This window comes from Achromobacter sp. RW408, assembly GCF_003184165.1.
Lineage (GTDB): Bacteria > Pseudomonadota > Gammaproteobacteria > Burkholderiales > Burkholderiaceae_B > Achromobacter > Achromobacter xylosoxidans.
In genome coordinates, this window is the sequence record NZ_QHHO01000049.1 from 2,152,558 (window position 1) to 2,174,434 (window position 21,877).

At 67.8% G+C, this 21,877-nt stretch carries 23 protein-coding genes; 7 read left to right on the top strand and 16 right to left on the bottom strand.

Annotation, left to right across the window (positions count from 1 at the left end; genetic code table 11):
* Positions 1-5: 5 nt before the first annotated feature.
* Positions 6-1,319 carry a DNA recombination protein RmuC gene (rmuC, locus tag DK459_RS29355; protein WP_223821547.1) on the bottom strand — a complete coding sequence of 438 codons (1,314 nt, stop codon included), beginning with the start codon at positions 1,317-1,319 and terminating at the stop codon, positions 6-8.
* Between the two features lie 231 nt (positions 1,320-1,550).
* Between rmuC and DK459_RS29360 the strand changes: the two genes are divergently transcribed.
* The gene (locus tag DK459_RS29360; protein ID WP_049058827.1) at positions 1,551-2,285 is read left to right on the top strand and encodes a PhoP regulatory network YrbL family protein; all 735 of its coding nucleotides are present in this window, start codon (positions 1,551-1,553) and stop codon (positions 2,283-2,285) included.
* A gap of 36 nt (positions 2,286-2,321) precedes the next feature.
* Here DK459_RS29360 and DK459_RS29365 read toward each other — a convergent pair whose 3' ends face one another.
* From DK459_RS29365 to DK459_RS29405, 9 genes are all read right to left on the bottom strand, one after another.
* Complete coding sequence (locus DK459_RS29365) at positions 2,322-3,047, bottom strand: DNA-3-methyladenine glycosylase (protein ID WP_006384053.1); 726 nt, start codon at positions 3,045-3,047, stop codon at positions 2,322-2,324.
* A 4-nt stretch (positions 3,048-3,051) separates the two neighbouring features.
* Complete coding sequence (locus DK459_RS29370; RefSeq protein WP_006384054.1) at positions 3,052-3,408, bottom strand: Spx/MgsR family RNA polymerase-binding regulatory protein; 357 nt, start codon at positions 3,406-3,408, stop codon at positions 3,052-3,054.
* On the bottom strand, positions 3,405-4,214 hold the full coding sequence (locus DK459_RS29375) for an ABC transporter permease subunit (protein ID WP_006384055.1): 810 nt from the start codon (positions 4,212-4,214) through the stop codon (positions 3,405-3,407). Before DK459_RS29375 ends, DK459_RS29370 begins: the two co-directional genes overlap by 4 nt.
* Positions 4,211-5,131: an ABC transporter permease subunit gene (locus DK459_RS29380; protein ID WP_006384056.1), complete on the bottom strand. Its 921-nt coding sequence runs from the start codon at positions 5,129-5,131 to the stop codon at positions 4,211-4,213. Before DK459_RS29380 ends, DK459_RS29375 begins: the two co-directional genes overlap by 4 nt.
* Positions 5,128-6,255, bottom strand: coding sequence for an ABC transporter ATP-binding protein (locus tag DK459_RS29385; RefSeq protein WP_006384057.1), 1,128 nt, complete (start codon positions 6,253-6,255; stop codon positions 5,128-5,130). Before DK459_RS29385 ends, DK459_RS29380 begins: the two co-directional genes overlap by 4 nt.
* 5 nt (positions 6,256-6,260) lie before the next feature.
* The gene (locus tag DK459_RS29390; RefSeq protein WP_006384058.1) at positions 6,261-7,364 is read right to left on the bottom strand and encodes a polyamine ABC transporter substrate-binding protein; all 1,104 of its coding nucleotides are present in this window, start codon (positions 7,362-7,364) and stop codon (positions 6,261-6,263) included.
* A gap of 150 nt (positions 7,365-7,514) precedes the next feature.
* Positions 7,515-8,246: a 3-deoxy-D-manno-octulosonic acid kinase gene (locus DK459_RS29395; protein ID WP_024068300.1), complete on the bottom strand. Its 732-nt coding sequence runs from the start codon at positions 8,244-8,246 to the stop codon at positions 7,515-7,517.
* Positions 8,236-8,658, bottom strand: coding sequence for a group II truncated hemoglobin (locus tag DK459_RS29400; RefSeq protein ID WP_006384574.1), 423 nt, complete (start codon positions 8,656-8,658; stop codon positions 8,236-8,238). Before DK459_RS29400 ends, DK459_RS29395 begins: the two co-directional genes overlap by 11 nt.
* Positions 8,658-11,189 (bottom strand): ABC transporter permease, encoded by a 2,532-nt coding sequence (locus tag DK459_RS29405; RefSeq protein ID WP_070541194.1) that lies wholly within the window; start codon positions 11,187-11,189, stop codon positions 8,658-8,660. The genes DK459_RS29400 and DK459_RS29405 overlap by 1 nt, the downstream gene beginning before the upstream one ends.
* 125 nt (positions 11,190-11,314) lie before the next feature.
* Here DK459_RS29405 and DK459_RS29410 point away from each other — a divergent pair, with 125 nt between their 5' ends.
* The 3 genes from DK459_RS29410 (at position 11,315) to DK459_RS29420 (ending at position 14,212) form a co-directional block, all read left to right on the top strand.
* The gene (locus DK459_RS29410; protein WP_020924419.1) at positions 11,315-12,289 is read left to right on the top strand and encodes a TRAP transporter substrate-binding protein; all 975 of its coding nucleotides are present in this window, start codon (positions 11,315-11,317) and stop codon (positions 12,287-12,289) included.
* Positions 12,290-12,400: 111 nt separating this feature from the next.
* Positions 12,401-12,901, top strand: a complete 501-nt coding sequence (locus DK459_RS29415; RefSeq protein WP_070541196.1) for a TRAP transporter small permease — start codon at positions 12,401-12,403, stop codon at positions 12,899-12,901.
* Between the two features lie 33 nt (positions 12,902-12,934).
* Positions 12,935-14,212, top strand: a complete 1,278-nt coding sequence (locus tag DK459_RS29420; RefSeq protein WP_006388527.1) for a TRAP transporter large permease — start codon at positions 12,935-12,937, stop codon at positions 14,210-14,212.
* Between the two features lie 121 nt (positions 14,213-14,333).
* Here the strand turns inward: DK459_RS29420 and DK459_RS29425 are convergent, their stop codons facing one another.
* Positions 14,334-14,624 carry a DUF3579 domain-containing protein gene (locus DK459_RS29425; RefSeq protein WP_006388526.1) on the bottom strand — a complete coding sequence of 97 codons (291 nt, stop codon included), beginning with the start codon at positions 14,622-14,624 and terminating at the stop codon, positions 14,334-14,336.
* Positions 14,625-14,770: 146 nt separating this feature from the next.
* Here DK459_RS29425 and DK459_RS29430 point away from each other — a divergent pair, with 146 nt between their 5' ends.
* Together DK459_RS29430 and argF are read left to right on the top strand one after the other, a co-directional pair.
* Entirely contained in the window at positions 14,771-15,952 is a 1,182-nt protein-coding gene (locus DK459_RS29430) for an aspartate aminotransferase family protein (protein ID WP_020924422.1), read from the top strand.
* A 56-nt stretch (positions 15,953-16,008) separates the two neighbouring features.
* A complete protein-coding gene (gene argF / locus DK459_RS29435; RefSeq protein WP_026382721.1) occupies positions 16,009-16,950 on the top strand; it encodes an ornithine carbamoyltransferase in 942 nt (313 codons plus the stop codon).
* 65 nt (positions 16,951-17,015) lie between these two features.
* On the opposite strand, the gene DK459_RS29440 is transcribed toward argF, so the two are convergent.
* The 5 genes from DK459_RS29440 to DK459_RS29460 are packed head-to-tail and all read right to left on the bottom strand — an operon-like array spanning position 17,016 to position 20,917.
* Positions 17,016-17,903 carry an alpha/beta fold hydrolase gene (locus DK459_RS29440; RefSeq protein ID WP_110135222.1) on the bottom strand — a complete coding sequence of 296 codons (888 nt, stop codon included), beginning with the start codon at positions 17,901-17,903 and terminating at the stop codon, positions 17,016-17,018.
* Between the two features lie 23 nt (positions 17,904-17,926).
* Positions 17,927-18,490 carry a DUF4286 family protein gene (locus DK459_RS29445; protein ID WP_024068293.1) on the bottom strand — a complete coding sequence of 188 codons (564 nt, stop codon included), beginning with the start codon at positions 18,488-18,490 and terminating at the stop codon, positions 17,927-17,929.
* A 12-nt stretch (positions 18,491-18,502) separates the two neighbouring features.
* Positions 18,503-19,033 carry a carboxymuconolactone decarboxylase family protein gene (locus DK459_RS29450; RefSeq protein ID WP_024068292.1) on the bottom strand — a complete coding sequence of 177 codons (531 nt, stop codon included), beginning with the start codon at positions 19,031-19,033 and terminating at the stop codon, positions 18,503-18,505.
* A gap of 2 nt (positions 19,034-19,035) precedes the next feature.
* Positions 19,036-19,992 carry a tripartite tricarboxylate transporter substrate binding protein gene (locus DK459_RS29455; protein ID WP_020924426.1) on the bottom strand — a complete coding sequence of 319 codons (957 nt, stop codon included), beginning with the start codon at positions 19,990-19,992 and terminating at the stop codon, positions 19,036-19,038.
* A gap of 58 nt (positions 19,993-20,050) precedes the next feature.
* Complete coding sequence (locus DK459_RS29460) at positions 20,051-20,917, bottom strand: amidohydrolase (RefSeq protein WP_024068291.1); 867 nt, start codon at positions 20,915-20,917, stop codon at positions 20,051-20,053.
* Between the two features lie 127 nt (positions 20,918-21,044).
* Between DK459_RS29460 and DK459_RS29465 the strand changes: the two genes are divergently transcribed.
* Positions 21,045-21,877: LysR family transcriptional regulator (locus tag DK459_RS29465; protein WP_110135289.1), on the top strand; the 833-nt coding region annotated here is incomplete at its 3' end.

Here is a 21,877-nt window from a genome sequence, read left to right on the forward strand (position 1 = left end):
GCCTGTCAGGCGCCGGAAGCGGGCGCCGCGGGCGCGTCGCCCTCGGCCGCGGTCTCGTCGGCGGCGCCTTCGCCGCCCAGCAGGCGCAGCGCCTCGGCTTCGGGCAGCGCTTCGACGCTTTTCAGATTGCGCAGCATGGCGCGCGTGCGCACCTCGGTCTGGCCGATCTTGCTGCTGGCGGTGTCCAGGGTCTTCTTCACGCCGGCCAGCGCGTCACCGAATTTGCCGAATTCGGTCTTGACCGCGCGCAGCACCTGCCAGACCTCGGACGAGCGTTGCTCGATGGCCAGCGTGCGAAAGCCCATCTGCAGGCTGTTGAGCAGCGCCGCCAGGTTGCTGGGCCCGGCCACGTTGATACGCAGGTCGTGCAGTCGATCCAGCAGCCCCGGGCGCCGCAACACTTCGGCATACAGGCTTTCGGTGGGCAGGAACATGATGGCGAAATCCGTGGTGTGCGGCGGCGCCACGTACTTGGTGGCGATCAGGCGCGCCTGCAGTTCGACCGCCTTGGCCAAGGCAGCACCGGCCGCCTTCACGCCCTCGGCGTCGGCCGCCTCCTGCGCATCCATCAGGCGCTCGTACTCTTCCTTGGGAAACTTGGCGTCGATCGGCAGCCAGACGGGCATGCCGCCATCGCCGCGCCCCGGCAGGCGGATGGCGAATTCGACCACCGCGTCGCTGCCCGGCACCGGTTTGATATTGCTGGCGTACTGCTCCGGCGTCATGTTGTCTTCGATCAGGCGCGCCAATTGCACTTCGCCCCAGGTGCCGCGCGACTTGACGTTGGTCAGGACCCGTTTCAGGTCGCCCACGCCCGCGGCCAGCGCCTGCATTTCGCCCAATCCCTTGTGCACCGCTTCAAGGCGGTCGGAAACCTGCTTGAATGATTCCCCCAGGCGCTGCTCCAGGGTGGCGTGGAGCTTCTCGTCGACCGTGCGACGCATATCATCGAGCTTGGCGCTGTTGTCATTCTGCAACGCTTGCAAACGCTGATCGACCGTCTCGCGCACCTCCATCAGGCGCCGCTCGTTGATCTGTATCAGCCCTTGCAACTGCTCGTTGAACCCGGCCGCGAAGCGCGCCAGTGATTCGGCCGATTCCGCCCGCGCCGCCTGGGCATCGCGGGTCAGCGCCGCGCGCAGCTCGCCGTGGGATTGCGCCAGTTCCTGCCGCAGGCCGCGGGTCGATTCCGAGAACTCGGCGCGCAGACCGCGCTGGCCCTCGGCGATATCGGCGCGCAGCGCGCGCTCGGTGCGTTCCAGGCCGTCCAGCAAGGCGTCCAGGCGATCATCACGAGCCGGGCGCGACAGCCAGGCCATCAGGGCCGCCAGGCAGGCCAGTACCGCGCCGCCGGCGGCGACCCAGAGCAGAACTTCGTTTGACAAAACGGACCCTCAACGCTGCGCGCCCACGCCGGGCGCGTGAAATTATAGGGCGGCATACCCGGCCCTCTGTAGCTATCCGAAACGACTTTCCCGGCACGCAGAAAAAACCAAAAGCAAACAACAGCATTAAACTGTTAACAACGTATGTATAAACCTTAAAAACAGTTGAATACAGCTGATTTCCCCACGTACTGTCCGCCTCCCGTCGCCTTCGAATCGATTTTCGGTCCATTGAATCTCAATGACGAAACTCCGGTCGCGGTGGGCGGGGACCGTCATATCTTCCAGCATCCCCATGCCCCTTCCCTGTTGGTCAAGGTCATGGACATGCAGGCGCGCGCGATTTACCTCGAAGCCCGGCCGTTCAAGCGCTGGTACAAGCAATACCAGCGCGAAAGCGCCTATCGCGTCTACCTGAACGAAATCACGGAATACGTCACCACGACCACGCGCCCGTCCGGCGTCTGGCAGGTGCCGATGGCGCGCATTCTGGGCGTGGCCCAGACCACACTGGGCCTGGGCCTGCTGGTCGAGAAAATCACCGATGAAGCGGGCAATATCGCCCCCACCCTGGCGGACCTGGCGCCCCAGGGAACAATGGATGCGGCCCTGTCGGCACAACTGGATGAGTTCATCGAGGACCTGGCCGACGCGCACGTGGTGCTGCACGACCTGACCGCCAGCAACATCGCCTGTGGCCAGAACGCGGAAGGCCGGTCGGGGCTGTTCCTGATCGACGGGTTCGGCGTCTTGCCGCTGGTGCCCATCTATGCGTGGAGCAAGCGCATCAACCGCCGGCGCATCCAACGCAAATACGCCGAGATGCGGGCCGGCATGGCCGAGCGCGCCCGCAAGGCGGCGCAACAGGCGGGCACGGGCGGCTCCGGCCCCCAGGGCTGAAGGCCGCGGCCCTGAGGCAAGCGCGCCGCGCCCGCCTCAGGGCGCCTGCTTGAGCGGCGCCCCCTGCCGGTCGACCCAGTGATAGTCCCGTCCGGCCACTTGCCCGCGACGCAAAGGGTTGCGCGTGCACCAGGCCGCATAGGCCGGATCGACGTAGCGGTATTCCAGGTGTTCGTCGCGCCCGGGCGGGATGCCAAGCCGGGCGGTGCTGATCAATGCCTGCGGCGATTCGCCCACGTCTTCGACGTACAGCGCGTCGGGGTCGAAGCGCCGCGCATCCCAGTCCGGCACCTTCAGGCCCAGCGCGCGGCACAGCAGCGTCTGGCCCGCGCACAGGCGCGCCGGCAGGCGCGGACGGCCCTGGGCATCGGGATTCAAGGCCTGCATGCGGGCCAGCGCCTCGGGGCCCGAGAGCGCGTCGACCCAGGGATAGCCGGACTTGATCAGCACCGCGTTGCCCGGCCCGCCCGCGCTGAAATTGAGCGAGTCGCCGCCGCGCGCGTAATACATGTAGACCACGCCGCCGTCCATGAACAGGGCGCGGCGCTTGTGGGTATAGCCGAGCGAGGCATGGCTGCCCTTCTCTTCCAGGTAGTAGGCCTCGGTCTCGATGATGCGCGCCGACAGCCACAGGCCGTCGACCCGGTGGCGCACCACCTTGCCCAGCAGTTCGCGCGCCAGCTGGCGCGCGTCGCGATTGAAAAAGGCATCGGGTAACGCCTTGCCGGCGCCGCGCGATGCCTTGTCGGCCTTGCCCGCCACGGCGTCAGGCGAAGCGTTCGCCGTAGCGCTTTTCGCTGAAGCCGACGCCGACTTCGCCATCCGGCGTCACCGCCACCGGGCGGCGCACCAGTGCCGGGAACTCGGCGATCAGCTTGGTCCACTGCGCGTCGGTGCTGGCCGTCTTGCGATCGTCCGGCAGGTTGCGCCAGGTCATGGAAGCGCGGTTGACGAGTTTTTCCCAGCCGCCGAGCTGGCCGGCCCATTCCTTCAGGGTGGCGGCCGGCACCGGATGGTCGCGGTAGTCGATGAACTGGTGGTCGACGCCGTGCGCGGTCAGCCACTCGCGCGCCTTGACGCAGGTGCTGCACTTGGTCAGGCCATACAGGGTGGTTTGCTTCATTTGGGTTCGGACTCCTTGCGCCATTGCATGCGGTTGGCCAGGATGACGCAGGTGCCCACCGCCAGGATGAACAGCGTCGCCAACGCATTGATCTCGGGTTTCAGGCCCAGCCGCACGCGCGAGAAGACTTCCATCGGCAGCGTGCTGGAACTGGGACCGGACAGGAACGACGCCAGCACCACGTCGTCCAGCGACAACGTGAAGGATAGCAGCCAGGCCGAGGCCAGCGCCGGCGCGATCAGCGGCAGCGTGATCTTGAAGAACACCGTGATGGGCGTGGCGCCCAGGTCCAGCGCGGCTTCTTCCAGCGAACGGTCGAGGTCGCGGATGCGGGTCTGGATCACCACCGCCACGAAGGCCATGCACAGCGTCACGTGGCCGACCCAGATGGTGAAGATGCCGTTCTCGGCCGGCCAGCCCAGATGGCCGCGCAACTCCACGAACATCAGCAGCAGCGAGATGCCCAGCACCACTTCGGGGATCACCAGCGGCGCGCTCAGCATGCCCACGTACAGCGCGAAACCGCGGAAGCGCCCCATGCGGCCCAGCACGTAGCCGGCCCAGGTGCCGATGATGACGGCCGCGGTGGCGGTCATGGCGGCGATGCGGAACGACAGCCAGGCCGCGCGCAGCAACGCGTCGTCGTTGAACAGCGAGTGATACCAGCGGAACGAGAAACCGGTCCAGGAGGTCACGGCGGGCGATTCGTTGAACGAGAACACCATCAGGCTGATGATGGGCACGTACAGGAAGAAGTAGCCCAGCCCCAGCACCACGGCGCGCAAGGTCTTGTTGGGACCGTTCATTTGCGCCCCCCGTTGGCCAGTTCCTGCTGCTTGACCTGGTTGTACTGGAACAGCGCCAGCGGCACCAGCAACAGCAGCACCATCACGCAAGTCACCGCAGAGGCCATCGGCCAGTCGGTGTTGTTGAAGAACTCGTTCCACATGACGCGGCCCATCATCAGCGTGTTGGCGCCGCCCAGCATTTCGGGAATGACGTATTCGCCGACCGCCGGGATGAACACCAGCATGGCGCCGGCGATGACGCCCTGCCGCGACAGCGGCACGGTGATCTGCCAGAACGCCTGCCAGGGCCTGGCGCCGAGGTCGTAGGCGGCTTCCAGCAGGCGCAGGTCCATCTTCACCAGCGTGGCATACAGCGGCAGGATGAAGAACGGCAGGTAGGCATAGACCATGCCGATATACACGGCCAGGTCGGTGCGGTAGATCTCCAATGGGCTGGAGATGATGCCGAGCCATTGCAGGAAGTTGTTCAAGAGACCGTCGTTGCGCAGGATGCCGACCCAGGCGTAAACGCGCAGCAGCAGCGAGGTCCAGAACGGCAGGATCACGCCCAGCAGCAGCAGGTTGCGCACCCGCGGCGACGATCGCGCGATGTAGTAGGCGATGGGATAGCCGATCAGCACACAGGCCAGCGTGGTGATGGCCGCGATCTTTACCGAACTGAGGTAGGTGGCGAAATACAGGCTGTCGGTGAACAGCAGGATGTAGCCGCGCAGGTGCAGGCTGAACTGCACCGCCTCGTCCTTGAATTCGGCCAGCGAGGTGTACGGCGGAATGCCGAACTTGAGCTCGGCGAAGCTGATCTTGAACACCAGCAGGAACGGCACCAGCAGGAACAGCACCAGCCAGGCGAACGGCGGCACCACCGCCAGCGTCCGGCCCGAGGGCAGCCAGTCGCGGGGCGAGAAGCGGCTCATGACGCCAGCACCGTCGCGCTGTCGGCGTCCCAGCTGACGAAGATCTCTTCGTCGATGCCCGGGGCGTCCAGTTGGGCCAGTTGCAGGCTGGGCACGCTGGCCTCGACCATGGCGCCGGAATCCAGGCGGATCTGGTAGAGCGCGTAGCTGCCCATCCATGCCATGTGGCTGACCATGCCGTGGGCCCAGTTGTATTCGCCCGCCGGCTGTTCGCGCGACACCACCATGCGCTCGGGGCGGATGGAGACGTGCACGTCCATGCCCAGCGGCTCGCTGACGCCGTGGCTGACGTACAGCGGGCGGCTCAGTTCGGGGCTTTCGATGGCGACGTGGTCGGGTTCATCGACCACGATGGTGCCGGTGAACATGTTGGTCGAGCCGATGAAGCTGGCGACGAAGCGCGAGTTCGGGAAGGCGTAGACGTCCTGCGGCGTGCCGCACTGCACGATCTGGCCCTCGGTCATGACCGCCAGGCGGTGCGCCATGGTCATGGCCTCTTCCTGGTCGTGGGTGACCATGATGCAGGTCACGCCGACCTGCTCCAGGATCTTGACCAGCTCGATCTGGGTCTTCTGGCGGATCTGCTTGTCCAGCGCCGACATCGGCTCGTCCAGCAGCAGCAGCTTGGGCCGCTTGACCAGGCTGCGCGCCAGCGCCACGCGCTGCTGCTGGCCGCCGGACAGCTGGTTGGGCTTGCGGCGCGAATAGCCGGCCATCTGCACCAGGTCGAGCGCCTCGAACACGCGGTCGTGGATTTCGGCGCGGTCCACGCCTTCCTGCTTCAGGCCGAAGGCCACGTTGGCCTCGACCGTCATGTGCGGGAACAGCGCGTACGACTGGAACATCATGTTCACCGGCCGCCGGTACGGCGGCACGTTGGTGATGTCCTCGCCATCGAGCAGGATCTGGCCCGAGGTGGCTTCCTCGAAGCCGGCCAGCATGCGCAGCAAGGTCGACTTGCCGCTGCCGGAGCTGCCCAGCAACGCGAAGATCTCGTTGCGCTTGACCGAGAGGTTGACGGAACGGACGGCGACCACGTCGCCGAAGATCTTGACCACATCGGCGACCCGGACGAACTCGTCCGGGTCGGCCGCATGCTGCGCCGAGTAACGGCTATCGCTCATGATGCTCAGCGTCCCGATTTCAGCTCGGCCCACATGCGCGTCTGCAGGCGCTGGATGTTCAAGGGCTGGGCCTTGATGACATACAGCGACTTGGAGACCTCGGGCGACGGGTAGATCATCGGGTTGTCGGCCACGTCCTTGACCACGTACTTGCGCGCCTCTTTGTTGGCGTTGGGGTAGAACATGGTGTTGGTGATGGCGGCGTGCACCTGCGGCGTCTCGATGTAGTTGATGAACGCCAGGGCCTCTTCCGGATGCGGCGCGTCCTTCGGGATGACCATCAGGTCGAACCAGGCCGGGGCGCCGCCCTTGGGAATGAAGTAGTTCACTTCATAAGGCTTTTTGGCCTCCTGGGCGCGCTTGCGGGCGATCATGACGTCGCCCGAGAAACCGTAGACCATGCACAAGTCGCCCACGGCCAGTTCGTCGATGTAGCCCGACGAGCTGAATTGGCGGATGTACGGACGGATCTGCTTGAGCACGTCCAGCGCGGCCTTGTAGTCGTCCGGGTTGGCGCTGTTGGGGTCCTTGCCCAGGTACTTGAGCACGGCCGGGAACACCTGCGCGGCCTCGTCCAGCATCGAGATGCCGCACTCCTTGAGCTTGGCGGCGTTCTCGGGCTTGAAGATCATGTCCCAGTTGGCCAGGTCGGCGTTCTCGCCCATGATCTGCTTGACCTTGGTGACGTTGTAGCCCAGGCCATTGGTGCCGTAGCCCCACGGAATGGCGTATTCGTTGCCGGGATCGACCGAGGCGACCAGCGCCATGACGTCGGGATCCAGGTACTTCCAGTTGGGGATCTTGGACTTGTCCAGCTTCTGGAACAGGCCGGCCTCGATCTGGCGCGAGGCGTAATGCGTGGACGGGACAACGACGTCGTAACCCGATTTGCCGGCCAGCAGCTTGGCCTGCAGCGTGTCGTTGCTGTCGTAGACGTCATAACGGACCTTGATGCCGGTTTCCTTCTCGAAACCGGGGATCGTGTCCGGGGCCGTGTATTCGGCCCAGTTGTAGACGTTGACGACCTTGTTCTGCGCCACCGCCGCCGACGTGGCTGCCGCGACCAGCATCGTCCCCAGCGCCCAGCGCATTCCCGCCCGTAGTTTCATTACCAGCCCCCCAGCTATATGCCGTAAGTTACAGGAGTACCAAAAGGCGGAATCATAAAGCCTTTTAGCGATGGCCTGCCCAACTTTACCGGCGGATTTAGCGCAATTTGCCGCAATTGGGCCCGGATCGGGCCGCGGGCGCCGCCCGTCTCAGGGCTGTACGCCGATCCCCCAGGCGGTCCAGTAGCTGTCGCGCAATTTGAGCCAGAAACGCTCGCCCTCGTCCCCCGCCACCTTGACCAGCGACCGGCGCAGGCGTTCCAGGTTGCCCTGGCGCTGGCGGTCGGAAAGGCCGCCGTCGGTGCCGCGGTCGAAATCGATCAGCCAGACCCGGCCGTCGGACCCGATCAGGATGTTGAAGGCGTTCAGGTCGGCGTGCCAGACGCCGGCCCGGTGCATGCGCACGATGGCCTCGGCCACCGGCTGCCACAACGGCTCGGCCAGCGCCTGGGCCAGCGGCCGCACGCCCGGGATGCGCTCGACCACGATGGCGGCGCGGTAGGTCGGCCCCTGGCGCCAGTAAGCGGCGGCCAGCGGCGCCGGCACCGGCAGGCCCTGGGCGCGCATGGCGGCGAGCAGGCGGAATTCGCGGAAGCTGCGGGTACGCGCCTGGCCCGCCCACAGGTAGGTGTCGCGGCTGAGCTTGGCGATCAGGCCGCCGCGCCGGTAGCGTCGCAGCACGCCCTGCCAGCCCTGGCCCTGCACGAACCAGGCCGCCTGGCGGCCGCCAGCATCCACCGGCCGGGCCCGGTCGCCATAGTGCGCCGGGTTGAACAGCTCGGGACCGGCATCGCCCAGGCGCGGGTCGGCCAGCATGGCGCCGGCCAGCGGCGCCGGCCAGGCATGGCGGCGGGCGCCAGAGGGATCCCGATCAGCCTTCACGGTTGCGCATCCAGTCGGCCACGCCGAAGAACGATTGCAGCAGGCGCTCGACCAGGGCGGGCTCGACGCCCTCGTCTTCCATGGCGCGGCCCATGCAGGCCACCCATTGGTCGCGCTCGACCTGGCCGATTGAGAATGGCAAATGCCGCGCCCGCAGGCGCGGATGGCCGAAGCGCTCTATATAGTGATTGGGGCCGCCGAAGTAGCCGCACAGGAACCAGAACAGCTTGTCGCGGGCTTCGTCCAGGCTGGGGCCGTGCGCGGCGCGCAGTTCCTTCAGGTCGGACTCCATGTCCATCAGGTCGTAGAAGCGGTCGACCAGGGCGCGCACGCCGCGTTCGCCGCCCAGGAGATCGAAAATGCTGGAGGAAGTTTCCACGGGTTCGGTAGGGGTTTGGACGGAGGACGTCATCAGGTTTCTCTCAGGGTGACCAGCGGCGGGGTGCGCAGCACGCCGCGCAACGCCAGCGCACCACCGGCCCAGGCGCCGAGCATACCCGCGCCGACCCCCACCAGCCAGGGCCAGAGGCTGAGGGTAATCGTGAAATCGAACACCTGGGTTGATAAAGCCCAAGCGATCGCGCTGGCGCCGGCCGCGGCCAGCAGGCCGGCCAGGCCGCCCACCGCCCACAGCTCGATGCGCTGCGAGCGCGCCAGCTGGCGCCGGGTCGCGCCCAGCGCGCGCAGCACCGCGGCTTCGCGCATGCGCTCGTCGCGGGTGGCGGTCAGGGCGGCCGACAGCACCAGCACGCCGGCCGCCAGGGTGAACAGGAACAGCAGCTGCACCGCCCGGCCGACCTCGTTGAGCACCGACTGCAACTGTTGCAGGATGGCGCCCACGTCGAACACCGTCAGGTTCGGGAACTGCCGCACCAGCGCGGGCAGCACCTGGGCCTTTTCCGGCGGCAGGTAGAAGGACGTGATCCAGCTTTGCGGCATGTCGGCCAGGGTTTCGGGCGTCAGGATGGCGAAAAAATTGACGCGCATCGTATCCCAATCCACCCGCCGGGTGCTGGACACGGCCACCTCGAACTGCTGGCCGGCCACGTCGAAGGTCATCTTGTCGCCCAGCTTGATGCCCAGCGTCTTGGCCAGACCCGACTCCAGCGACACCTCGGCCGAGCCCGGCTTGAGCCAGCGGCCCTGCTCGATGCGATTGGACGACGGCATCTGCTCGCCATAGGACAGGTTGAATTCGCGGTCCACCAGGCGCTTGGCGCGCGGCTCCTCGTAGTCGTCCGGCCCCACCGGCTTGCCGTTGACGGCGATGAGGCGGCCGCGCACCATCGGCGACAGCACGATCCGGCCCAGCCCCTCGCGGGTCAGCGCGTCGGTCACGGCTTGGCGCTGGTCGGGCTGCACATTGATGAGGAAACGGTTGGGCGCGTCCGGCGGCAGCGTGCGCTGCCAGCCCTGGATCAGGTCGGTGCGGGTCATGGCCAGCAGCAGCAGGGCCATCAGGCCCACCGCCAGCGCGCACACCTGGGTGATGGTGGCGGCGCGCCGGCGCACCACCCCGGCCAGCGCAAAACGCAGCGCCGGCAGGCCGGCGGCCAGGCCGCGCAGGCGCGCCAAGCCCAGGATGCAGAGCCAGGCCACCAACGCGAACAGCGCAAAGGCCCCCAGGAACCCGCCCGCCACCACGCCGCCCAACTTCGCGTCGCCGGCGAACCACCAGATCAGCAGGGCGAATCCGACGGCGCCGACGCCGTAGCCGAGCGCGCCGCGGGCGCTGATGACGTCGGCGTCGCGCCGCAGCACCCGCGCCGGCGGCACGTGGCGCAACTGCGCCAGGGCCGGCAGGGCGAAACCCAGCAACAGCAAAAGGCCGGTCAGCAGCCCCTGCAGGGCCGGAATGGCCGAGGGCGCCGGCAAGGTCGTGTCGATCAGCGAACCCAGCACCATCACCAGCACCTGGTGCACCGCGTAGCCCAGCAGGCAGCCGGCGGCCGAGGCGAACAGGCCGACCAGCGCGAATTCCAGGGTCAGCATGCGGGCGATCTGCGACTGCACCGCCCCCAGGCAGCGCATCACGGCAATGCCGTCGCGGTGCCGGGTCATGTAACGGCCGGCCGCCAGCGCCACTGCCACGGCGGAAATCAGCACCGCCAGCAGCGCCACCAGCGACAGGAAGCGCTGCGCCCGGTCGAGGGTGCGGCGCACCTCGGGCCGGCCCGATTCCAGCGTGGCGACCTTCTGGCCGCGCTTGAGGTTCTGGCCCAGCCAGGCGGAGTAGTCGGCCACCGCATCCGGTTCGCCGGCCACCAGCAGGGCATAGCCGATGCGGCTGCCGGGCGCGATCAGCCCGGTGGCCGGCAGGTCGCTGGCGCGCAGCATCACCCGCGGCGCGACATTGACGAACTGCATGCCGCGGTCCGGTTCGTAGGTGATGACCCGGTCGATGCGCAAGTGGGCGTCGCCCACGTTCAGGGTGTCGCCGACCTTCAGGCCCAACAGCGACAGCAGTTGGCCGTCCACCCAGACCGCGCCCTCGGGCGGGATGTCGCGGGTGGGGCCGTCGGGGTTGAACGGCGCGTCCGTCACCCGCAGGGCGCCGCGCAGCGGGTAGCCGGGCTCGACCGCCTTCAGGGCCGCCAATTGGGCGCCGTCGCCGGCGCTGACCATGGACGGGAACTGCCAGGTATTGGAGACGGACAGGCCGCGCTCGCGGGCCTGATCGAGGAAGGCCGCCGGCACCGGTTCGTCCGCGTCCAGCACCAGGTCGGCGCCCAGCATCTGGCCGGCGTCGCGTTCCAGCGCCCGGCCGACCCGGTCGGCCAGGAAGCCGACGCTGGTGACGGCAGCCACCGCCACCACCAGGGCCAGCACCAGCAGGCGCAGCTCGCCGGCGCGGGCGTCGCGCATCATCATGCGGGCGCCCAGCGCCAGGGTGGTCCAAAAGCCGGGGCGCCTGGCCCGTGAGACATCAGGGAAATCCATCATCTGCCAATGTTAACCAACGGCCGGAATGGGGGCCGAATCCCGCTATCATGCGCGAAGCGCCTTGCGGCGCCGCATACCGACTGCAAAACCCACTGCAAAAAATACTGATATCCCTGGAGAAGACAATGCGTAAATCCTGGCTCGCGGCCACGATCCTGGCTGCCTGCGCGGTCGCCGCGCCCCTGGCCGCCTCGGCCCAGGCTCCCCTGAAGATGGCCTATGCCCTGTCGACGTCGTCGCACTACGGCGCCGGCGCCGACGCTCTGGCCAAGTCGATCGAGGCGTCCAGCAACGGCAAGTACAAGGTACAGCAATTCGCCAACAGCGCGCTGGGCGGCGAACGCGAAGTGATCGAAGGCCTGCAGATCGGCACCATCGACCTGGCCATCGTCTCGACCGGCGCCACCCTGAACTTCGTGCCCGAGACCGGCGTCTTCGACATCCCCTTCCTGCTGCGCGACCTGCAACACGCGCGCAACGTGCTCGACAGCAAGATCGGACAGGATATGCTGGCAAAGTTCCCCAGCCGCGGCATCATCGCGCTGGCCTGGGGCGAGCAGGGCTTTCGCCACCTGACCAACAACGTGCGCCCGGTCAAGACGCCGGCCGACGCCAAGGGCCTGAAGATCCGCACCACGGAAAACCCGATCCACATCACCGCCTTCCGCCAGATCGGCATCCTGCCGACGCCGATGGCCTGGCCGGAAGTGGCCACCGCCCTGCAGCAGGGCACCATCGACGGCCAGGAAAACCCGCTGTCGGTGATCACCTCGGCCAAGCTGTCGCAGATGCAGAAATACCTGTCGCTGACCGGCCACGTCTACGGCCCGGCGCTGGTGCTGATGTCGGCCAACGTCTATGACGGCCTGTCGGCCGACGACAAGGCCAAGTTCGACAAGGCCGGCAAGGAATCGGCCCAGGCCATGCGCGCCTATGTCGACAACATCGAGAAGACCGGCGTCGAGCAGCTCAAGAAGGAAGGCATGCAGGTGTCCGAAGTCGACCGCGCCGCCTTCGCCGCCGCCGTCGAGCCGGCCTATCCCGAGTACTACAAGAAGTTCGACAAGAAGCTGATCGAGTCGATCCGCGACACCAAGTAAGCGCAAGGCCGGCGCGGCGCGAGGCGCCGGGATGACGGAAGCGAATTTCGTCCCCGGCGGCGCCTGCCGCTCCGCCCTCCGCGCGCTCCGCCATCCGTCCTGGAAACCCCCATGCGTCTGCTCTGCGCCTTCGACCGCATCCTGTTCAAGCTGGTGTCGGTCATCGCCCAACTCCTGCTGGTGGCCGCCGCGGCCGCCGCTTTCTACCAGGTCATCGCCCGCTTCGTGCTGCATTCGCCCGCCGACTGGAGCGAGGTGCTGACCCGCGCCCTGCTGATCTGGACCGTGCTGCTGGGCGTGGCCCTGGCCTTTCGCCACGGTGCCATGATCAGCGTCGAACTGCTGCGCAACCTGCTGGGCGGCATGCGCCGCCGCATGCTGGAAGCCGTCATCGGCCTGATCTGCGCCGGTTTTCTCGGCTTCATCGCCTGGATCGGCGGCCAGATGACCTACCGCGTGCGTTTCCAGAACGTGCCCAGCCTGGACATCTCGATCTCCTGGATCTACCTGGCGATCCCGGTGGGCGCGACGCTCGCCGCCATCGCCGTGCTGGCGCGCTGGTGCGCCGGCGAAGAAGAAGACGTCCCCGTGCGCAACGACGCGCAGGGCTGAGTCCCGTCCCGAATTCAAGCAGCCGATATCGCCATGTCCCAATTAATGATTGTCTCGATGCTGATTTTCTTCGGGCTGTCCGTGCCGGTCGCCGTGTCGATCGGGCTGGCCAGCCTGGCGGGGGTGGGCGCCGCCAACCTGCCCTGGCTGGTGGTGGCCCAGCAGCTCTATGCCGCGCTGGACAAGTACCCGCTGGTCGCGATCCCGTTCTTCATCCTGGCCGGCAACCTGATGGAAGCCGGCGGCATCTCCGAACGCATGGTGGAGTTCGCCAAGAGCGTGGTCGGCGGCATCCAGGGCGGCCTGGCCTGCACCTGCGTGCTGACCTGCATGATCTTCGCCGCCGTGGCCGGCTCCAGCGTCGCCACCACCTTCGCGGTGGGCGCCATCCTGATCCCGGCCATGATCCGCCACGGCTATCCCGCCCCCTTCGCCGCGTCATTGCAGGCCAGCGCGGCCGAACTGGGTGTAATCATCCCGCCGTCGATCCCGATGATCCTGTTCGCGGTGTCCACCGACACTTCCACCGGCGAACTGTTCATCGCCGGCGTCATGCCCGGCATCCTGATCGGCGTGGCGCTGATGTTCTACGTGTGGCTCTACGCCAAGCGCAACAACCTGGGCAAGCGCGACGGCGAAGGCCGCCTGCCGCTGTGGCCGGCCTTCAAACGCGCCTGGCTGGCGCTGATGATGCCGGTCATCATCCTGGGCGGCATCTACGGCGGCGTCTTCACCCCGACCGAGGCGTCGGTGGTGGCGGTGATGTACGCGGTGGTGGTGGGCAAGTTCGTCTACCGCCGCCTGAGCTTCAAACAGCTGTCGGACACGCTGCACAAGTCGGTGGTGTCCACCGCCGTGATCATGTTCGTGATCGCCAACGCCGGCGTCTTCAGCTTCCTGCTGAACCGCGCCGGCATCCCCGACGCGCTGGGCGTGTGGCTGGCGCAGCTGTTCGACACCCAGTTCTCGTTCCTGATGGGCGTGAACCTGGCGTTGTTCGTGATCGGCATGTTCATCGAGACCTCGGCCTCGATCGTGGTACTGGCGCCGCTGCTGCTGCCGGTGGCGCTGAAGTTCGGGGTGGACCCGGTGCACTTCGGCATCATCATGGTGGTCAACCTGGCCCTGGGCATGATCACGCCGCCATTCGGGGTGAATCTGTTCGCGGCGTGCGCGGTGGCCAAATTGCCGCTGGAGCGGTTGATCAAGCCGTTGATTCCGTTCGTGGGGGTGGTGATTGTCTGCCTGATGGTGATTACGTATTGGCCGGGGTTGTCGTTGGGACTGCGCGACCTGGTCTACGCCAAGTAGCAACGCGGCCGGCCGCCACGCGGGCGGCCGCGCGCCACCCCGCCCCGGCGAGAGGGGCGCGGCCTGTAGCAAGCCTGAAAGACAAAGCGCCCGATTCGGGCGCTTTGTGGTTTCGGCAAACCTAGATTTCGCGTTCTTCCGTCTTGAGGTGGTTGTCGCGGGCGAAATCCACCACGAACTTGTACGCCAGCGGTTCGAGGTCGCGCAAGCGCTGGTCGACCACGATGCCACGCACGCCGTCGATGACGACGGGCAGCACGTAGGGCGAGTAGGTGAGGTGGTTACCGGCACAGCCGGCGGGCCGGAACTGTGCCATTACGCCGGCGAGCCGTTCCGCCCAATCGCTGGGGCGAAAGCGGCTACCGCTTTCGGTAACGCCATGAATTACGAATTGTCTGACGCGAGTTGCCATGGATTCTTCACTACGGAACGCCCTTCACGAAGCCGGATCGTCGGCGTGATCAAACATGCGCCCCGCGCCGCGAATTGTATATGATTGATCCTTTGCCCTGTCCCGAAAGGCGATCCGCCCAGGGAAAAAGCCCAGGAGGACCTGTCATGACCTCGCCTCTGGCCAACATCTATGCCCGGCTGCCGGTATCGTTCACCCACGGCCAGGGTGTCTGGCTGTGGGACGCGCAGGGCCGCAAGTACCTGGACGCGCTGGCGGGCATCGGCGTCTCCTGTCTGGGCCACGCCCATCCCCGGCTGGTCGCGGCCATCAGCGAGCAGGCCGCGCGCGTCATCCACACCTCCAATATCTACGAAGTCCCGCAGCAGACCGAGCTGGCCGCGCGCCTGGCGCGGCTGTCCGGCATGCGCGACGTGGTCTTCAACAACAGCGGCTCCGAGGCCAACGAAGCCGCCATCAAGCTGGCGCGCTACTACGCCTACCGGCACGGCAACAGCCACGCCCACATCATCACCATGGACTCGTCCTGGCACGGACGCACCCTGGCCACGCTGGCCGCCACCGGCAGCGACAAGGCGCGCAAGGGCTTCGAGCCCCTGCCCTCGGGCTTCATCCAGGTGCCGTACAACGATGCCGCCGCGATCCGCGCCGCCGGCGACGCCGAGCCGCGCGTGGCCGCCGTGCTGCTCGAAGCCCTGCAGGGCGAAGGCGGCATCCGTCCCTCCGATGCCGCCTTCCTCCAAGAGGTACGACAACTGTGCACCGAGCGCGGCTGGCTGCTGATGATCGACGAGGTCCAGTCGGGCATCGGCCGCACCGGCAAGTGGTTCGCCCACCAGTGGGCCGACATCGTGCCGGACGTGATGACCCTGGCCAAGGGCCTGGCCGGCGGCGTGCCGATCGGCGCGATGCTGGCCGCCGGCCCTGCGGCGGGCGTCTTCACCCCCGGCAGCCATGGCACCACCTTCGGCGGCGGCCCGCTGGTCTGCGCGGCCGGCCTGGCGGTGCTGGACGCGCTGGAATCGGAAAACCTGCTGGCCAATGCCCACGACGTGGGCGGACACCTGCAGGCGCGGCTGGCCGCCGAACTGGCCGGCGTGCCCGGCGTGGTCGAGGTGCGCGGCCGCGGCCTGATGCTGGGCATCGAACTGACCCGTCCCTGCGGCGTGCTGGCGTTGCGCGCCCTGGAAGCGGGCCTTTTGATCAACGTCACCCGCGACCGCGTCATCCGCCTGCTGCCGCCGCTGGTCCTGTCGCGCGCCGAAGCCGACCAGATCGTCGGCATCCTGGCGCCGCTGATTCGACAGTTCCAGGCCGAACATCCATAATCAACCTCCCGCCCGGGCCACGAGCCCGTCCGGGCCCAATGACCTGCGACATCACCATGACTCCTCCCACGACTCAAAACGGCCCCTTGCGGCACTTTCTGCAGTTCAAGGACTTCTCGTCCGCCGAGATCGCCTACGTGCTGGACCGCGCGCGGCTGATCAAGGAAAAATTCAAGCGCTACGAACCCCACATGCCGCTGCACGACCGCACGCTGGCGATGGTGTTCGAAAAAGCCAGCACCCGTACCCGCGTCTCGTTCGAGGCCGGCATGTACCAGATGGGCGGCTCGGTCATCAACCTGACCTCCAATGATTCCCAGCTGGGCCGCTCCGAGCCCATCGAGGACACCGCGCGCGTCATCTCGCGCATGGTCGACATCGTCATGATCCGCACGTTCGAGCAGACCCGCATCGAGCGCTTCGCCTCGCACTCGCGCGTGCCCGTGATCAACGGCCTGACCAACGAATTCCACCCCTGCCAGATCCTGGCGGACATCTTCACCTACATCGAGCACCGCGGCCCCATCGCCGGCAAGACGGTCGCCTGGGTCGGCGACGCCAACAACATGGCCTACACCTGGCTGCAGGCCGCCGAGATGCTGGGCTTCACGCTGCACGTGTCGACCCCGGCCGGCTACGAGCTCGAAGCCGCCCGCATCGGCTCGCCGTCCGACAAGGTGCTGCGCCAGTTCAAGGACCCGATGCAGGCCTGCCAGGGCGCGCACCTGGTCACCACCGACGTCTGGACCAGCATGGGCTACGAGGCCGAGAACGAAGAGCGCCGCGCCGCCTTCGCCGACTGGTGCGTGGACGCCGAGATGATGGCCGCCGCCGATCCCCAGGCCGTGTTCATGCACTGCCTGCCCGCCCATCGCGGCGAGGAAGTCACCGGCGAAGTCATCGACGGCCCGCAGAGCGTGGTCTGGGACGAGGCCGAGAACCGCCTGCACGTGCAGAAGGCGCTGATGGAGTTCCTGCTGCTGGGCCAGTTGAAGTAAGCAGCTCGCCCATGAAAAAAGCAGCCCCGTGGGGCTGCTTTTTTTATCCGCGCCAGGCGCGGCATTCAGGGTTTGAGCGACTTTTCCCAGCGCACGATGGCGTCGACCACCGCCTGCGGCGCTTCCGGCACCAGCGCGTGGCCGGCGCCCGGGATCACCACCACCGACACGCGCTCGCCGAATTCGTCGCGGATCTCGTTGCGGGTCGATTCCGGCTTGAACAGGTCGGCGCCGGCCTGCAGATCGAGCAGCGGCTTGCTGCCGCCCGACCACCAGTCCGACTGGCGCGTGGCCTTGCCGGCCAGGCGCTGGCTTTCGCTGACCTCGGGATACCAGCCGTTGAGCCAGACGCTCGCGTCATGGCCCGGCGCAAAGAACGCGTACTGGATGGACTTGAGGCGCTCGGCGTCGGGCAGCGACAGGTCGGCGCTGCGGTCGACGTGCTCGCTCAGGCCGGCGGGATACTTCTTGGCCGCCGCCGCCACGATCACCACGCCGCGCACCAGGTCGGGATGGTCCACGCCCGTGGTGCGCGCCACCCAGTTGCCGAAGGCGTGCCCGATCATCACCACCGGCTGCTTGGCCACGTCGCGGATCACCGCCGCCATGTCGTTGCCGAAGTCATGCAGCGTGATGTCCTTCATCGGTCCGCTGCTGCCGCCGATGCCGCGCGGCTCGGGCCGCAGCACGCGGTAGCCAGCCTGCGCCAGCCGCGCCGCGAGGTCGTCGAAATCCTCCTGGCCGCGGCCGCGCGATGGCAGCAGCACCAGGGCCGGGCCCTGGCCCTGCACCAGCACCTCGATACGGGCGCCGTTGCCCGGCAGCACCGTCACGCGCTCGACCTTGTCCGCAGGCGTCACCGCGGCAGGCGTCGGTGCGGCCTGCGCGGCCACCGATACCCCCGCCGCGCTCAACGCGCCCCACAGCACAATCCTCGCCCATCGCTTGCCCATCGTTGTCTCCTCGTTCTTCTGTGTCAAAGAATCTTCTGGAACATGGTGCGGCGCGTGTTGCGAAACGACGGCCGCACCCGGCTGCTCCAGTCGGTGGCGCGCACCGCCAGCCACGGCGGGCTGCCGAAGGTCTCGCGCGTCTCCAGGTCATAGCAGGCCAGGTAGCGCGGCCCCTGGTCGCGGCATTCATAGCGCTGCGCGCGCACGGTGCCGGGCACCGCGGCCAGCCCCGGCAGGTGTTCCTGGTCGTACCAGGCATTCAGGTCCGCCTCGGCCTCGGGCAGCACGTCGGTCTCGACGATGTAGTGCCAGGGCGCATCCAAGCCGGCCGAGGCGCCGGCCAGGTCCAGGGTCCGGTGCAGCACGCGCGCCTGCGCCCCGGGGAACAGTTCGGCCAGGCGCGCCTGCACTTCCGGCTGGCCACCGGCATCGCCGTCGACATATACGTAGGTCTCGTCCTCCTCGATCGCGGCGAAGGCGCGCAGCCGCACACCGTCCAGCCCTTCGGTCAGGCGTTGCGCCATATCGGCCGCGCGCGTCGCGTCGAAACGCTCGCCCAGCGACACCAGCAATACCGTCTTGTCCATGCAAAGCTCCTTTCAGTGCCCGACGCGCAGCGCCACCAGGAAGCGCGACACCATGTTGTAGGCGGCTACCGTCGCGGCCAGTTCGACCAGTTCCTGATCGTTGTAGCGCGAACGCAGCGGCGCGAACAGCGCGTCCGGCACCTCGATGTCGCGGGTCATGGCATCCGTCAGGGCCAGCACGTCGGCCTCGTCCGCCTCCAGCCCGGCCACCGTGTCCGCCTGGGGGCCGCCGCGCAACTGGTCGACCACCGCCTGCGGCATGCCGGCAGCCAGCGCATGCGGCACGTGCGCATCGAACTCGTAGGGCGCATTGTTCAGCGTCGCCACGCGCAGGATGATCAGTTCGCGCACCCGCGGCGACAGCGACGTATTCAGGCGGATCGCGGTCAGCATCGCCTCCCACCCCTGCACCACGGCGGGACTGTTCAGCAGCACCTGGTACAGCGGCGAGATACGGCCGCGCGCGGCCGCGATGCGCGCTTCCATTTCTGCCAGGGCCGGGCGCGTGCCCGGCACGACCGGCGAGACTCGGCAATCGCTCATGCTCACTCCGGACGAATGTTCTTGCGTTGGATCAGCGAACCCCACTTTTCGCGGTCGGCGGCGATCAGCGCCGCCAGCTCCTGCGGCGAGCTGGGCGCTGCCTGGGCGCCGAACTTCTCCAGCTTGGCGCGCACCGCTTCATTGCCCAGCGCGGCGCGCAGGGCCTGGTTCAGTTTCTCGACCGTGGCCGGCGGCGTGGCGGCGGGCGCAACGATGCCGTACCAGTTGTTCGACTCGACGCCGCTGATGCCCTGCTCGGCCAGCGTCTTGACGTCCGGCAGCAGCGGATGGCGCGTCGGCGCGGCGATGCCCAGCGGCTTGAGCTTGCCGCCCTGGATGTGGCCGATCAGGCCCGGCACGTCGCCGAAGAAGCCAGCCACCTGGTTGCCGAGCACATCGTTGATGACGGGCGCCGCGCCCTTGTACGGCACGTGCAGCACCTTGGCCTTGCTGGCGTCGGCGAACATTTCCAGCGTCAGATGCGGAATGCTGCCGATGCCCGACGAACCGATGGCCACCGATTGCGAAGCCGCCTGCGAACGCTTGACGAAATCCGCCGCGTCGGTCGCCGGATTGGCCGGATTCACCACGAACACGGTGGCGTTGTTGACCACGCGCGACACCGGCGCAAAGTCGCGCACCGGGTCATACGGCAGGTCCTTGTACAAGGCCGGGCTGATGGAGACCGCGCCAACGCTGGTCAGGAACAGCACCGAACCGTCGGCCGGCGCCTTGGCCACGTAGGCCGCGGCGATGTTGCCGTTGGCGCCCGCCTTGTTCTCGACGATGACGGACTGCTTGAGTTCCTTGCCCAGTTGTTCGGCCAGCACGCGGCCCACCAGGTCCACCGGGCCACCGGGCGGGAAGGCGATGATCAGGCGCACCGGGCCATCGGCGTGCGCCGTGGCGCCCAGGCTGGCCAGGCCCAGCAGGCCGGCGAATACGAGTTTCTTGAACATGGATTGTCTCCTCGGGATATCGTGTTTTCTTGTCGCCTGGCAGCAGGCGATGGCGCGGCTACGGAAATCCGTAGAGACGCGCCGGGTTGTCCACCAGGACCTGCCGGCGCGTCTCGGCGTCCGGGCAGGCCAGGAAAAAAGCGTCGGCCAGCTCGCCGTCGTCGGGCATATCGCCCGCCACGTTCGGATGCGGCCAATCCGTGCCCCACAACGTGCGTTCCGGCAGCGCCTGCACCAGGGCGCGCACGAACGGAATGCCTTCGGCAAAGGGGCGCTTGCCCGAGGCGATGCGGTCGATCCCGGACACCTTGACCCAGGCGCGCGGCTCGCGCGCCAGGTCCAGCAGCGCGCGGAACGCCGGCGCGCCCAAGCCTTCGGCGGCCTTGACGCGGCCCATGTGGTCGATCACGAACGGCACCGGCAGCGCCCGCAGGCGCGGCAGCAGCTCCGGCAGCATGGCTCCGTCCAGGTGCAGGCAGACGTGCCAGCCCAGCGGCGCGATCAGCCCGATGACGTGGTCGAACACCGCCGGATCGGGCGCGCCGCCCAGGTGCGGCACGAAGTTGAAGCGCGCGCCGCGCACCCCGCCCTCGTGCAATCGGCGCACGCTGGCCGGCGTGGCGTCCGCGCCCAGCAGCGCCACGCCGCGGTAGCGGCCCTGGCTCTGCGCCAGCGCGTCCAGCAGCGCGGCGTGGTCGCTGCCATGGCAGTTGGCCTGCACCACCACGGCGCGCTGCACGCCAAGGTGCGCATGCAGGGCTGCCATCCTGGCGTAGGGCGCGTCGGGCGGGGTGTAAGAGCGCCCCTCGGCATACGGAAACACATCGGCGGGGCCGAAGACGTGGCAATGCGTATCGCAGGCCCCGGCCGGCAGCGCATGGCGGGGACGGGAAGGCGTGGCTAGCGGGGGACGACAATCGGGCACGGGGCGGGTTCCTGCGGGCAAAACGCCATGCTCATCGATTGCGAGCCGCTTAACAATGCTATATCTTTGATTTCAGATATAGAAAATACAAATATCCATACACCCTTTCCCGCCTCCCGGCCCCACCATGGACCTCAAGCAAATCGAGTATTTCGTGCGCGTCGCCGAACGCCGCAGTTTCTCGCGCGCGGCCGAACTGCTCGACGTGGCCCAGCCCACCCTAAGCCGCCAGGTGCGCCTGCTGGAACTCGAACTGGGCCAGCACCTGCTCTACCGCAACGGCCGCGGCGCCGAACCGACCGAGGCAGGATTGCGTTTCCTGGAGCATGCCCGCGCCCTGCTGGCGCTGGCCGACCGCGCCAAGCAGGACCTGCAGACCCTGCGCGAAACCCCGACGGGCAAGGTGGTGGTCGGCCTGCCGCCCCGCATCGCGCGGGTGCTGACGCCGCCGCTGGTGCAGGCGTTCCGGCGCCGCTTTCCCGATGCATCGATCGCCGTGGCCGAAGGGCTGAGCGCGCAGATGCGCGAATGGCTGCTGGCTGGACGGGTCGACCTGGCGCTGCTGTACGACCCCGCGCCTTCGCCGCAACTGGGCTATGAATCGCTGTTCCGTGAGAATCTGGTGCTGGTGGCCGCCGCCGACCACCAGCCGCCGCTGCCCGCCCGCATCGCGGTGGCCGGCCTCGGCGCATATCCCCTGGTCCTGCCGAGCCTGCCCAACGCCATCCGCACCCTGGTCGAGAGCATCTGCCGCGCCCAGGGGGTACGGCTGCAGGTCGCGGCCGAGGTCGACGCGGTGCAGACCATCGTGGAACTGGCCGCCCAGGGCGACGCCTACGCCATCCTGCCGCGGTCGGCCGCGCGGGGCCCGGCGGCCGAGCACGCGCTGTCGCTCAGCGAGATTGAAGCGCCCCGCATCACCAACAACCTGGTGCTCGCCAGCGCCCGCCACCGCCCCGC